This window comes from Arthrobacter sp. D3-18 (assembly GCF_054408525.1).
In genome coordinates, this window is sequence record NZ_CP096440.1 from 2,534,827 (window position 1) to 2,547,928 (window position 13,102).

14 protein-coding genes are annotated in these 13,102 nt (G+C 61.5%); 9 read left to right on the forward strand and 5 right to left on the reverse strand.

Annotated features, from left to right (window positions below; translation table 11 throughout):
* Nucleotides 1-42 precede the first annotated feature (42 nt).
* Nucleotides 43-1,110: a LacI family DNA-binding transcriptional regulator gene (locus tag M1D89_RS13880; protein ID WP_498644297.1), complete on the reverse strand. Its 1,068-nt coding sequence runs from the start codon at nt 1,108-1,110 to the stop codon at nt 43-45.
* Nucleotides 1,111-1,301: 191 nt separating this feature from the next.
* Nucleotides 1,302-1,430, reverse strand: coding sequence for a hypothetical protein (locus tag M1D89_RS13885; protein ID WP_498644299.1), 129 nt, complete (start codon nt 1,428-1,430; stop codon nt 1,302-1,304).
* A gap of 104 nt (nt 1,431-1,534) precedes the next feature.
* Here M1D89_RS13885 and M1D89_RS13890 point away from each other — a divergent pair, with 104 nt between their 5' ends.
* The 5 genes from M1D89_RS13890 (at nt 1,535) to M1D89_RS13910 (ending at nt 6,321) form a co-directional block, all read left to right on the forward strand.
* Entirely contained in the window at nt 1,535-2,314 is a 780-nt protein-coding gene (locus tag M1D89_RS13890) for a type 1 glutamine amidotransferase domain-containing protein (protein ID WP_498644301.1), read from the forward strand.
* A 123-nt stretch (nt 2,315-2,437) separates the two neighbouring features.
* Complete coding sequence (locus M1D89_RS13895; RefSeq protein ID WP_498644303.1) at nt 2,438-3,454, forward strand: DUF808 domain-containing protein; 1,017 nt, start codon at nt 2,438-2,440, stop codon at nt 3,452-3,454.
* A 253-nt stretch (nt 3,455-3,707) separates the two neighbouring features.
* A complete protein-coding gene (locus M1D89_RS13900) occupies nt 3,708-4,907 on the forward strand; it encodes a pyridoxal phosphate-dependent aminotransferase (RefSeq protein ID WP_476115378.1) in 1,200 nt (399 codons plus the stop codon).
* The gene (locus M1D89_RS13905; RefSeq protein WP_498644306.1) at nt 4,904-5,863 is read left to right on the forward strand and encodes a 2-hydroxyacid dehydrogenase; all 960 of its coding nucleotides are present in this window, start codon (nt 4,904-4,906) and stop codon (nt 5,861-5,863) included. Before M1D89_RS13900 ends, M1D89_RS13905 begins: the two co-directional genes overlap by 4 nt.
* 53 nt (nt 5,864-5,916) lie before the next feature.
* A complete protein-coding gene (locus M1D89_RS13910) occupies nt 5,917-6,321 on the forward strand; it encodes a GlcG/HbpS family heme-binding protein (RefSeq protein ID WP_091467093.1) in 405 nt (134 codons plus the stop codon).
* Nucleotides 6,322-6,375: 54 nt separating this feature from the next.
* Here M1D89_RS13910 and M1D89_RS13915 read toward each other — a convergent pair whose 3' ends face one another.
* Nucleotides 6,376-7,416: an AAA family ATPase gene (locus M1D89_RS13915; protein WP_498644308.1), complete on the reverse strand. Its 1,041-nt coding sequence runs from the start codon at nt 7,414-7,416 to the stop codon at nt 6,376-6,378.
* 112 nt (nt 7,417-7,528) lie between these two features.
* Between M1D89_RS13915 and M1D89_RS13920 the strand changes: the two genes are divergently transcribed.
* From M1D89_RS13920 to M1D89_RS13930, 3 genes are read left to right on the forward strand one after another with little or no spacing between them, the layout of a single operon-like run.
* The gene (locus M1D89_RS13920; protein ID WP_498644310.1) at nt 7,529-8,221 is read left to right on the forward strand and encodes a histidine phosphatase family protein; all 693 of its coding nucleotides are present in this window, start codon (nt 7,529-7,531) and stop codon (nt 8,219-8,221) included.
* 24 nt (nt 8,222-8,245) lie between these two features.
* A complete protein-coding gene (locus M1D89_RS13925; RefSeq protein WP_498644312.1) occupies nt 8,246-8,791 on the forward strand; it encodes a DUF3090 domain-containing protein in 546 nt (181 codons plus the stop codon).
* Nucleotides 8,791-9,558: an SCO1664 family protein gene (locus M1D89_RS13930; protein WP_498644314.1), complete on the forward strand. Its 768-nt coding sequence runs from the start codon at nt 8,791-8,793 to the stop codon at nt 9,556-9,558. Before M1D89_RS13925 ends, M1D89_RS13930 begins: the two co-directional genes overlap by 1 nt.
* Nucleotides 9,559-9,573: 15 nt before the next feature.
* On the opposite strand, the gene M1D89_RS13935 is transcribed toward M1D89_RS13930, so the two are convergent.
* Nucleotides 9,574-10,530 carry a LysR family transcriptional regulator gene (locus M1D89_RS13935; protein ID WP_498644316.1) on the reverse strand — a complete coding sequence of 319 codons (957 nt, stop codon included), beginning with the start codon at nt 10,528-10,530 and terminating at the stop codon, nt 9,574-9,576.
* A 29-nt stretch (nt 10,531-10,559) separates the two neighbouring features.
* Nucleotides 10,560-11,774 carry an MFS transporter gene (locus M1D89_RS13940; RefSeq protein ID WP_498644319.1) on the reverse strand — a complete coding sequence of 405 codons (1,215 nt, stop codon included), beginning with the start codon at nt 11,772-11,774 and terminating at the stop codon, nt 10,560-10,562.
* A gap of 305 nt (nt 11,775-12,079) precedes the next feature.
* On the opposite strand from M1D89_RS13940, the gene M1D89_RS13945 reads away from it, so the two are divergent.
* Nucleotides 12,080-13,099 (forward strand): VOC family protein, encoded by a 1,020-nt coding sequence (locus M1D89_RS13945; protein ID WP_498644321.1) that lies wholly within the window; start codon nt 12,080-12,082, stop codon nt 13,097-13,099.
* Nucleotides 13,100-13,102: the final 3 nt, after the last annotated feature.

The window sequence follows — 13,102 nt, forward strand, 5'->3', positions numbered from 1 at the left end:
AGGGGTTGGTAAGGGGTTTGCTCTTCGACGTTGATTTCGCGGTCAGACCGAAGAGCGTTCTAGCAGCGGACAGTCGACCAATTGCTGGTCGGCAATAATCGGCTGTCCTGCTGTTAGTGCGGCGAGCGTTTGGACGCCCAAGGCGCCCATTTTTTCGAAGGGCAACGCAACCGTTGTCAGCTTTGGCCGCAGGTAGGCCGCGATGAGTTCCTGGTTGTCGAAGCCGATCACGGCGATGTCCCCGGGGATGGTCAGGCCCCGTTCCTTGATGGCATCATAGGCGCCCATCGCCATGCGGTCATTGAGGCAGAACAGTGCCGTCGGCCTGTCCTGTTGTGGATAGCGGTCCAGGATCCGGCACGCGGCTTCGTAGCCGCCGTCAGCCGTGGCATACCCTGACACCACCAGCTCCGGGTCCAGCTGCAGCCCGACGACGGCAAGTGCTTCGCGTGCACCTTCCAACCGCCCCACTGCAGCAGGAATAACCGGGTCAAGGTTGATGACTCCAATCCGGGTGTGGCCGGCTTGGAGCAAACGTTCGACGGCGATCCTGCCTCCCCCACGCTCGTCAGGGACGATCGAGGGAAGCTTACCGTCCGCATCGAAGCAGTTGATTAACACGGTGGGTACTTCATTGGCACTCGCCGGAACGTGGACGCCCCGGTGAAAAGTAGCTGCGTAGAGAAGTCCTTCCACTCGTTGTTCCAGCAGCTTTTCCGTTGCAGCATCTTCCAGGCCCTGGTTGGGTCCTACGGCATCGGCCTGGTCGGAGGGCGCGATGAGCAGGAACCGACGGTCAAGCCACGCTTGGTCCTGGGCTCCTTTGATGATGTTGACGGCGAACGGTGCCGTGACGATCTCCGTCACGATCCCGTACCAATCGCTGCGCCGCGATGCCAGCGCACGGGCACCGGCGTTGGGCCTGTAACCCAGTTCCTGCACAGCGTGGTTGATGCGAGTGCGGGTTTCCTCGGAGATACTGGCGTTTTCGCGGTTGCTCAGAACAAACGAAACCGCTGTCCGTGAAACGCCGGCATGTTTGGCGACGTCCTTCATGGTTACTCCCCGCTGCCGTACAGGTACGGCCTCATCAGGGGTGGATTTCGCCATTGAATTACTCCGGGTGCTCTTGTCTGGTCCGAGGGTGATGCCAGGCTGTCATTGCCTGGCTATGCTGCAGGGATGCTGTTGGTAACGCGCGTTACCTGCGTGGCATGTGATTTAGGTTACCCGCGTTACTTCAACTCTGTCAACAGCGGGTTTTGATACCCGAAAGGCTCGGAACCGCGCCCGTCTGCCGTCTAATTTCCGTTGGGTTCGTCGGTAGATGCTTCCTTCAGTTCTTCGCCCGGGACATCGTGAACTTTTTTCGGGATCTTCCCCTCAACGTCAGCAGGTACGGGAGGGTCCTTCTCTTCATCAGTAGACATGAGGCAAGCATAGGGGCGCATTGTGACAGTATGTGGATTCTTCAGCGCTTCAGAGGCCCAAAAAGGCGGGGCGTAGTGTGGACGTTGGACGAAAGGAGCACGTCATGAAGAAAATCCTCATGGTACTGACCAGCGTTTCCGAGCTCGGCGATACGGGCGAGAAGACCGGCTATAACGTCGCCGAGGCCGCACATCCCTGGAAGGTGTTCAAAGATTCAGGTCACTTCGTCGATTTTGCTTCGATCAAAGGCGGCCAGCCTCCCAGCGACGAGGTAGACACGGATGATCCAATCCAGGTTGCCTTTACCAAGGATGAGACCACGCGCGCCGGCCTCTACAACACTGCCCGCGTGGATGTCATTGATCCCGCGCAATATGATGCTGTCTACCTCGTGGGAGGACACGGCACTATGTGGGACTTCCCGGACAGCGAAGGGTTGCAGCGCCTGGTTGCCAGCGTTTACGACGCCGGCGGCCTGGTGGGCGCCGTCTGCCATGGTCCCGCTGGACTACTGAATGTGGAATTGGAGAATGGATTCCGTCTTGTCCAAGGCCGGGACGTGGCCGCCTTCACCAACGACGAGGAAGTTGCCGCCGGGAAAGACAAGGTCATCCCGTTCTTCCTGGCAGACCGCTTGGAGGAACAGGGAGCACGCCATGTCTCCGCAGGTGTCTTCGAGGAGAAAGTGGCAGTGGACGAGCGACTGGTCACCGGTCAGAATCCTGCTTCAGCTGCTGGAGTAGCCAAGGAGATGGAGAAGCTCTTCGCCCAGGTCATCCATCAGGAAAAGGCCGAGGAGCAGCACGAGGCGGAGGCGCTGCGTGCTGAGAAGGACGCGGAAAAGAGCGCCAAGAAGCAGGCAGCGGCGGACACGGAACACTAGGCCTCTGCACAGTCACTGCAGCCCAAGACGCCCATCATCGTATACTCCGAACATGCCATTTATGCGACTCTACCCAGGTATTCACACGCCGCTGCCCGCCCTTAAGCAGGACGGAGTTCTCCTGTGAGCGGCGGTCTCGTAGCACTGTTGGACGATGTCGCAGCGCTGGCCCGCATAGCGGCTGCCTCCGTGGACGACATCGCTGCAGGAGCCGCCAAAGCCGGGGCCAAAGCTGCCGGCGTCGTCATTGACGACGCCGCCGTCACACCCCAATATGTCTCAGGGGCGGACCCGTCACGCGAACTGCCGATGATCAAACGGATCTTCTGGGGCTCGCTGCGAAACAAGCTGGTGATCATCCTGCCGGCCCTGCTGCTGGTTAGTGCTTTCATCCCTGGAGTAATTCCGTTCATCCTTATGCTGGGTGGCAGCTACCTCTGCTACGAGGGCGCCGAAAAGGTGTGGCACAAGTTCCGCGGCGACCATGCTGATACCGAGAAGGCACCGGCAGTCCAACGCGGCCCTGAAGCAGAGGCGAAAGTTACCAAAGGCGCCATCACCACCGACTTCATCCTGTCCTGCGAGATCATGGTCATTGCCATGAATGAGGTGGCCGCGGAGTCCCTGTGGGTCCGGGCGTTCATCCTGGTGGTCGTAGCAATCGCGATCACTGTCATTGTGTATGGCGCCGTCGGCCTCATCGTGAAAATGGACGATATTGGCCTGCACCTGACCACCAAGGCCTCCGAGGGCTCCCAGCGCTTCGGCCGGTTGCTCGTCAAGGGGATGCCGGCCGTACTGGCAGCCATCACCCTCATCGGGACCATCGCCATGCTGTGGGTTGGTGGTCACATCATGCTGCAGGGTGCCTACGACCTCGGCTGGCACGGCCCCTACGACCTTGTCCATGTACTGGAGACACCCTTCGTCGGCATCCCGGTGGTGGGCGGCTTCCTTGCCTGGCTTGTGAACACCATTTGCTCAGCCATTCTCGGTGCCGTCTGGGGCCTGGTCATCATGCTCATCCTGCACCCGCTGCTTAAGGTGCTGCCGTTTGGCAAGAAGAATGGACACGAAGAGGGCGATGTCCGCGCCGCGATCGCCGGTCACAAGCCGGCCAAACATAACCCAAGTAAGTAGCAGATCAAGTCGTTCTGAAGGCTCAAAACGGCGTGTACTGCGACCTACTTGGGTGCGCGGCTATGACTTAGCGTCATAGCAGGCTGAGAACAGTGGCACTGCGTCCAGGTTTCTACCCGGATGCGGTGCCACTCTCATGTGAGGACGTCATAGTGCGTCCTCCTCTTGTGCTTAAGGCCACATGACGCTTTGATATATTAGTCATGTATTAGATGTCTACGAATGACTCTTAACTCAACGAGGAGTACACAGCATGCAGCAACTCGCGCATCGACTCGAACGGCTCGGCACCGAAACCGCCTTTAGCGTCGCCCAGGCCGCGGCAGCTTGGAAGGCGAAGGGGAATCTGGTTTACCCCTTCCACCTCGGTGACATCAACATCCCCACCGCCCCGCACATCGTCGAAGCCATGACCAAGGCAATCGCCGACGGCTACACGGGCTACTGCCCCGGCCCCGGCATCCCCCAGCTGCGCGAAGCCCTCGCCGAGGACATCGGCTCACGCCGCGGCATCAGCCTCTCCCCCGACAACGTCGTGGTCATGACGGGCGGCAAGCCGGTCATCACGAAGTTCCTGCAGGCAGTGATGAACCCCGGTCAGGAAGTGCTGTACCCGAATCCCGGCTTCCCGATCTACGAGTCGCAGATCGAATACCTCGGAGGCACAGCAGTACCGTACCGCTACCTCCCCACAAGCCAGGGCTTCTCTATCGACCTTGACCAGGTACGCGCGTCGATCACGCCGAACACCGTTGCCATCATCTACAACGACCTGCAGAACCCCATCTCCGCGGAATCCACTGCGGCTGAGCGCGAGGCCATTGCTCAGATCGCCCAGGAGCACAATCTCTGGGTGCTTTCCGACGAGGCCTACTTCGAGACCCGCTACGAGGGAGTCTCCAGCTCGATCACGTCGCTTCCTGGCATGGCAGAACGAACCGTGATCCTCTACACCTTCAGCAAGAAGTTCGCCATGACCGGCTCACGCCTCGGCTGTGCCGTAGCTCCCCTTGAGATCGCCAAAGTTCTCAGCACCCTCAACACCAACGACGAGTCATGCACCACCCACTACGTGCAGTGGGCAGGTATCGAAGCACTGCGCGGCACCCAGGAACCGGTCCAACAGATGCTGGACATCCTGCGTGAACGGCGGGATGCTGCCTGCGAACTCGTGAACTCCGTCCCCGGAATGCACGTCGCAGTGCCCCAGTCGACGTTCTACCTGTTCCCGGACGTCACCGACGTCATGGAGAAAATGGGCTATACAGCAGTAGGTGACTTCGCTAGCGACGCCCTGTACAAAACCGGAGTCTCCTTCTGCACCCGCGAGCACTTCGGCCGGCGCCTACCCGGCGAAGAAAGGCAGTACATCCGGCTCGCCTACTCAGGCATCGACGTCGCCGATATCCGTGAGGGCCTCGGCCGCCTCCGCGACTGGATCGTGACCGCATGAGCCGCGTTGTCGTCACGGGACGCATCCCCGACGCTGCGATTGAAAAACTCCGCACCGAACACGACGTCGAGGCCTGGGATGGTCCCGAGACCATTACGCGCGAAGAACTTCTGCGCCGGGTAGCCGGAGCCGATGCCATAGTGTCTCTGCTCACCGAGCGCGTTGATGCAGAACTGCTCGATGCCGCCGGCCCGCAGCTCAAGGTCGTCGCAAATGTCGCCGTCGGATATGACAACATCGACGTGCCAGCCTGCAGCGAACGGGGCGTCGTGGCCACCAACACGCCAGGCGTACTCACCGACGCCACGGCCGACATCGCGTTCGGCCTCATCCTCATGGCAACCCGGCGGCTGGGTGAGGGTGAACGACTCATCCGCTCCGGCAAAGCCTGGAAGTGGGGAATGTTCTTCCTGCTCGGCAGTAGCTTGCAGGGCAAGACACTCGGCGTCGTCGGCATGGGCGGAATCGGCCAGGCTACCGCACGGCGGGCCAAAGCCTTCGGCATGGACATCGTCTACCAGTCCCGTAGCGAAATCGACCCAACGATCGCCGCGGAGCTGGACGCCCGACGCGTCGACCTCGACGAACTGCTGGCAGTCTCCGACGTCGTCTCTCTGCACTGTCCTTACGGCCCCGCCACCCATCACCTGATCGGGGCCGAACAACTCGCTGCGATGAAGAGCTCCGCGTTCCTCGTCAACACCGCGCGCGGACCGATCGTCGACGAAGACGCACTGGCAACAGCCCTTCGCGAAGGTGCAATCGCCGGAGCCGGGCTCGATGTCTACGAGCAAGAACCACGCGTCCATCCCGGCCTGCTGGAACTGGACAACGTCGCCCTCCTGCCGCACCTCGGCTCAGCCACGGTGGAAACGCGTACAGCCATGGCCATGCTCGCCGCCGACAACGCACTGGCAGTGTTGAGCGGTGAACGACCGCCGGCACCGATCGCGTAGACGGATCCGACAGATAGAAACCGTTCGAAGTACATTCTCAAAGGAGAGAAACTATGGCTGACATCACCCAAGCCCAGACAGAAGCGGTTCTAGCGGCAGCCGCCAAGGCTGCACTGGAACAAGGAACGGCAATGAATATCGCTGTTGTGGATGCAGGCGCCAACCTCAAAGGCTTTACCCGGATGGACGGTGCATGGTTGGGAAGCATCGACATAGCAATACGGAAGGCACGCACCGCCCGATACTTCGATATGCCAACAGGTTCGATCGGCGAACTCTCCCAGCCCGGGGGTTCCCTCTTTAACATCGAAGTATCCAACGGAGGACTCATTACGTTCCCCGGCGGCGTTCCCCTGTACAGCAAGGACGGCCATGTTATTGGCGCTGTGGGCGTCAGCGGAAGCACGGTAGAAAATGACCATGCCGTTGCCTCTGCCGGGGCCGCGGTCGAGTTTTAGCACCAGGGGGCGTCCGGGTTTCACGGGCGCCCCCCTGTCACGCCTCAGATCGGGTCAGGCCAGCCAGCGCCACCAGCGGGATCGTTCAGGTTCGGCCGTAAGTTCCAGTTCCGGCTCCGGTTCCTCGCCCAAGGCCAGCGCTGCCTCAACGACGTCGTCCGCGGTGAGGGTCATGACGGCATCACGATCGAGCGCATCGAGACTGTGTTCCTCGTCGCGTGACAGCCGCAGCGCCTGCCGGTTGAGCGCCTGCTCGAACAGCGTGCGGGCGAACCGGGCGTTGCCCGAGTCCTCGCCAGCGTGGAGCCCGGTGAGGATGCGACGCAACACTTGGTCCGCACCAGGCTCCAAGGTGTACTCGTGCTGAGCTAGCATCTGGTGGAAAATCGTCTGGAGTTCGTCCACGGAGTAGTCGGGGAACGTAATCTCCCGGGCAAACCGAGACCGCAATCCGGGGTTGGACAGCAAGAAGGATTCCATCAGCCGCGGGTATCCGGCCACGATCACCACCAAGCGATGGCGATGGTCCTCCATCCGTTTAAGCAGGACCTCGATCGCCTCGGGACCGAAGTCCATCCGGCCATCCTCCGGTGCCAGCGCGTAGGCCTCGTCGATGAACAGGACGCCATCCAGCGCACGCCGGATCACCCGGTCCGTCTTGATGGCGGTCGCCCCGACATACTGCCCCACCAAGCCCGAACGGTCGACCTCCACAAGGTGGCCCTTCTGCAATAGTCCGACCGCGCGGTACATCTCGGCCAGGAGCCTCGCGACTGTTGTCTTGCCCGTGCCCGGGTTTCCGAGGAACACCAGATGCTGTGACGTGGCCACCTCCGGCAGGCCGTGTGCTTTCCGGCGGGCCTGGACCTGGAGCAGAGCAACAAGGGCCCGCACCTGTTCCTTCACGGTCTCCAGCCCCACCAGCGCGTCGAGTTCCGCCTGCACTTCCGACAGCGGCCGGGCCGGCCCGGGCCTCGCGCCGATGAAATCGCCCATCAGGTCGTCGACGCGCTCTGAACCTGACAGCTTGAGCTGATTGGCCAGATGGCCTACGGTTTCGCGCAGGTCATCGAGCGGATTGCGGCTTGCAGCCATAGAACCACTGTAGTCCTCGATTTCCGACCACGTACAACGAGTTCGACGTGCCTGTTCGACGCCCGGCGCGAAACGTTCACACCGCCGGCGTGAGGGTGGTTAGGCTGGGTGGATGGCGACAGTTATTCTCGTGCGGCACGGCCGCACCACAGCTAATGCCACTGGGCTGCTGGCCGGTCGGGCCGCCGGCGTCAGCCTCGACCAGATCGGGCGCGAACAGGCGGCTCTGATGGCAGACCGGCTCGCAGCCGTGCCGGTGGTCGGGCTGGTTTCGAGCCCTCTTGAGCGTTGCCGGGAGACCGCCCAGCTCATCCTTGATCGTCAGGTTGGCACGCCCTACGCACCCATCGATATCGATCTCACCGAATGCGACTACGGCCTGTGGCAGGGCAGGGCGCTCAGTGATCTTGCCACCGAGGATTTGTGGCCGGCGGTGCAATCGCAACCGTCCGCCGTCGTATTTCCCGGCGGTGAATCCATGGCCGGGATGCAGGCCAGGTCCGTGGCAGCGATCCGACGCCACGATGCAGCTTTCGAAGCCGAGCACGGGCCCGGGGCCGTGTGGGCTGCGGTCAGCCACGGTGACATCATCAAGTCCATCCTCGCCGACGCGCTCGGCATGCACCTTGACTTGTTCCAGCGTATTAATGTGGGTCCCGCCTCTGTATCCATCGTGCGCTACGGCCCGAGTCGGCCGAGCGTATACGCGACCAACACCGACGCGGGTGACCTGTCATGGCTGTCGAACGGCATCCACACGGGCGATGCGCCGGTAGGTGGCGGTGCAGGGCAGAACGCGCCCTGAACCTTATGTGCCTAAAATACTGACATGCCTACACGTGTTCACGAGTTTGCCTGGCCTGATCGAGTGGTAGTTGGCACCATTGGCCTCCCGGGGGCACGAACGTTCTACCTGCAGGTGCGCGCAGGTAAGCAGATCGTGAGTATTGCCTTGGAGAAGCAGCAGTCGGCCCTGCTCGCGGAGAAGATCGACGATATTCTCGACCAACTGATAACCGCCGAGGGCAACCCGTTCAGTGTTCCCACGGGTACTCCCATTGAGCTTGTCGACAACGACCCTCTTGAAACCGTTCAGGAGCAATTTCGCGCCGGCGCCATGAGCTTAGGTTGGGATCCAACCACCGCCCAGGTAGTCATTGAGGCCTATCCCATCACCGATGTCGATGCGGATGACGACGAATCGCCCGATGAGGACGACGCCAACGAGATGCTGCTGGTGCGCATGCCGGTCGGCACCGCGCGAGCATTCGCCAAGCGCACCCGTGAGATCGTGGAGGCCGGGCGTCCGACGTGCTCGACCTGCGGTTACCCCATGGACGCCGATGGGCACATCTGCACCCTTCCTGAGGTCTGATGCCGACGCCGGACCTGGTGACCGCCGAGCTGACCCTCACCGGGCGCATCACCACGGCTTCCAACGCTACATTCCTAGGCAGCATCGGCGACGTCGAAGTCGTCTATAAGCCGATAGCAGGCGAAAGTCCGCTGTGGGACTTTCCGCACGGCACCCTTGCTCACCGCGAGGTGGCGGCTTACTTGGTCTCGCAGGTCTTCGGCTGGGACATCGTTCCCCGCACCTGGTTGCGCGATGGCCCCTTCGGCGAGGGAATGGTGCAGCTCTGGCAGGAGCAAGACCCGGCCCAACGCGCCGTGAACATGCTTGCAACGGACCAAGTGCCCGAGACAGGCTGGAAACACGTTCTCGAAGGGCAAAATGAGAACGGTCAGATGGTCGCCTTGGTTCACGAAGACTCGCCAGCACTCCGACGCATGGCGGTCTTCGACATGATTGTGAACAACGCCGACCGCAAAGGCGACCACATTCTCGCGATGACGGACGGGCACAGGCACGGCGTGGACCATGGGCTGACATTCCACCATGACCACAAGCTGCGTACGGTGTTGTGGGGATGGCTGGGGCAACCTCTTACCGCCGAAGAACGCGACGGCGTCGATCGCGTCGCCGAAGGACTGCACGGCGAGCTGGGCCGAGACTTGGCCGAGCTGCTCAGTACGGAAGAAATTGCATCACTGGCCACGCGCTGCGCCCGGTTGCGCTTAGCAGGGCGGTTCCCCGCTCCGAGCGGTGGGATGCCTGCGGTGCCTTGGCCGCTGTTTTAAGGATGCTCATGGCGCTTAGTTGCCGGAAACTGCCGTGACGATGACCGGATGAGCCTTCACCGGAAAGATCTCGTGAAGCTGCGAACACGCGCGCTGCACCACAGAGCGGAGCCAGACGTTTGCAGGATCTTCGGTCTGGGACGGATGCCAATACATCGCCTCCACCAAGGCGGCTTCCAACTCCTCGGCGAACTCGAGAACCTCAATAGATGCCCCGCGCTGTGCCCTCGCGGCCAGCATGCGCGGAACCAGCGCCACCAAGTCGGTGCCTTCAACCAACAACGGCAGTGACAGGAAGCCCGCCACCACGGCCGCCACCCGACGTCTGACACCCCGGGACTCGAACAATTTGTCCGCCGGAGTGCTGATGCCCTCACCGAAATACCCGACGGCGTGGGGAACTTCAACAAGGTCCTCCAACGTCAGCGCAGGCAAGGTGAGGAGTGGATTTCCAGCGTCGGCCACAGCCACGAAGCTGTCACGGAAGAGCTGTTTGGAATCACCCTTCATGCGGTAACCGGTAGGGCCCACCAGCAGGTCCATCCGTGAGTACTCGGCGAGGTCGCCCCGCATGCCCGAGGTGGGTACGAAGTCCACCACCACATGAGGTGCCTCCTGTTGCAGGATTCCGCGCAGAGGCCCCACGATGAGCGCGGCCGCGTAGTCGGACGCAGCAATGACAAACTCCCTTTCGCTCGTAGCGGCATCAAAACCCGATCGAACGCGTGTGGCCCGCTGGACGTGAAGCATTGCTTCATCGACCAGCGGGACCAATGATTGTGCGAAGGGAGTGAGATCGTAGGTGCGGCCATTACGAACCAGCAGTTCGTCGTCGAAATGCCTTCTGAGCCTGGCCATCGCCGCACTGGTAGCCGGCTGGCTGAGCTGGAGCCGTTCCGCTGCCCGGGACACATTCCGCAGCTCCAGCAGAACCTGCAGTTGGGGCAATAGGTTCAGGTCCAGGTTCTTCATTTCCCTAGGTTATCCAGCCGCCGGCAACTTTACTGGCTGATCGTGACCAACCGCGGCCCCCGGACCAGGATGGCCACCAAAGCAAAGACGCAAGCCATGCCCAACGCCCCAAGTGCAAGGCTGAGGTTCCCCAATCCGGCAGCAGCCGCGCCAAGGACAATCGGCGTCAGGAACTGCCCGATGAACAGCGTTCCGGTCCAGATGCCGGTACCGCGGCCACGCTGGGAGTACGTCAGGCCGTTGACCGCCCATGTTAGTAGCGTCGGCAACAGCACTCCGGTGCCGGCGCTTGCGACAACGGCGCCCGCGATGGCCAGCGGCACGTTCCCGGCCGACGAGACCAGGCAAAGCCCGACGGCGGCAAGTCCAAAAGCGCCGATCAGCAGTTTCCGAGTACCCAGCTTGGCAAGGTACCGGAAGGAGATAGCGCCTGCTGCAGTGGCCAATGAGGCGATCGCAGCGGCGCCCCCGATAAGTCCGGTATCCGTCACGCCCAAGCCGGTGATCACATACGGCAAGTGAACAATCAGTGCGTAGAACACGATCCCGCCGAACAGCGTCATAGCGGCCGGGGCACCAATCTGCTGCCACGGCACCGGCTGTTTCGCCGCCGTCGTATTCTGTACGTGGCTCTTGGCAGGCTCCCACAGCTTGAAGACCATAGGCACAACCAGCACGGCGCTGACAGCGTAGAGCCAGAACGGCGTCCGCCAGCTGATGCTGCCCAAGGCGCCGCCTAGGGCAAAGAACGCAGTGGCTGCCAGCGCGCTGACCATCGTTTGGAGACCGAGGTACTTGTTCCGCTGCTGTCCTGAATAGTAGTCGGTGATCAGCGTGGTGCAGCAGGTCATGATGGCCGCCTCGGCAATCCCTACGCCAACTCTCGACAAAGCGATGGCTCCAAGGGAATCCAGCCACAACGGTGCCGTCCCAAAAAGGGCGTACGCCAGCATCGCAAAGACGAGGAGCTGCTTGCGCCCCATCCGGTCCGCTACATAGCCCGCGAGGGGCGAGAACAGTGCGACGAACAAAGCCGGCAAGGTTAGAACCAGTGGGACCAGGATCGCGACACCTGCGGTATCGGCAAAGACCTGGTTCAGGGTGGGGAGGACAGGTGCCAGCAGTACAGCGCCCAGTACAGGCATGCAGCTGCCGGCGACCAGTAGTGCGGCCTGTGTCTTTCCGGCCGTTCGGCCATCAACTGGTGGGCGGCTTTCGATCGCAGTTGGATCCAGGGTGCTCATTGGTGTTCCTTCGCCTTTGAAGATGATCCCCCAAAAAAGTGGCAGAGTTGCCGGGAGGGACTGCACTCACTGTGGCAAGGAGCCTGCAGGCGGAGAATAGCGGTTTCCGTATAGCTGATATTTGTTCGGTTGATGGTTCGTTGACACGGGCCGCGCTGAGATCGCCACGGAAGGCACATCGGTATTTGTGCGGTGGATACTTACTATCAGATAGTTGCCCTTCTCCGAATACGTGATGTGGCTCATGGTTATTGAAGGACCTGCAGATCACTGTCCGAGCCATCAGTACTTAGAAGGAATTCATCGTGGAAACTCCCCTCTCCCATCTTGCCCACCTCGAGATCACCACTCCGGACGTCGAAGCCTCGGCACGGTTCTACGAGGAAAAGTTCGGCATGCGCATCATCGACCGCGTGGATGGCAACGTCTACTTGCGGTGCTGGGGCGACTACTACCGCTACAGCCTGGTTATCACAGAAGGACCCGAAGCGTCCCTGGGCCGAATGGCATGGCGCACCAACTCGCAGGCCGCCCTGGAAACGGCAGCAGCCCGGGTTGAAGCAACCGGTGTGCAGGGCACCTGGACTGCCGGTGCCCACGGCTTCGGCAAGGCTTACGAGTTCACGGGCCCCTACGGCCACCACATGCGCCTGTTCTATGACGTGGAGAAGTTCGTCGCCGAGCCCGGTTTCGAGTCCACGTACCCCGACCGTCCCGAACGTCGCAGCAGCCACGCTGCCGCACCCCGCTTCCTGGACCACGTCACGGTCGCTTCCTCCGATGTCCGGGGTTTCGCCAAGTGGTACAACGAAGCACTGGGTTTCCGGGTCATGGCCTTCGTAGACCTGGATGAAGCCCCCATCACCGTCTTCTCAGTGCTGACGACCAACGAGAAGTCCCACGACCTCGGCGTCGTCTTGGACACCTCAAAGCGCGCTGGCCGCGTCAACCACATCGCCTTCTGGGTGGACGCCACCGAGGACCTGCTCCGCACCGCAGATGTGATGATGGAAAACGGCACCCCCATGGAATACGGACCGTCCATCCACGGTGTGGGCGAGCAGAACTTCCTGTACTTCCGCGACCCGTCCGGTTTGCGTGTGGAACTGAATTCCGGCGGCTACCGCAACTACGTTCCGGACTGGGAGGCCAACACTTGGAAGCCCTCCGAAGGTTCCAACAACTTCTACAAGAACGGCGCCATGCCGCACTCAATGACCGAATCCTTCCCGCCGGCCGAAGGTTTCACCGCAACGGAGGAAGGTGCTTCCGCTGAAATGAAGGAAGCCCTTCTTAATCCCTACGCAAAGCAGGGTCGAGGCTAGAGA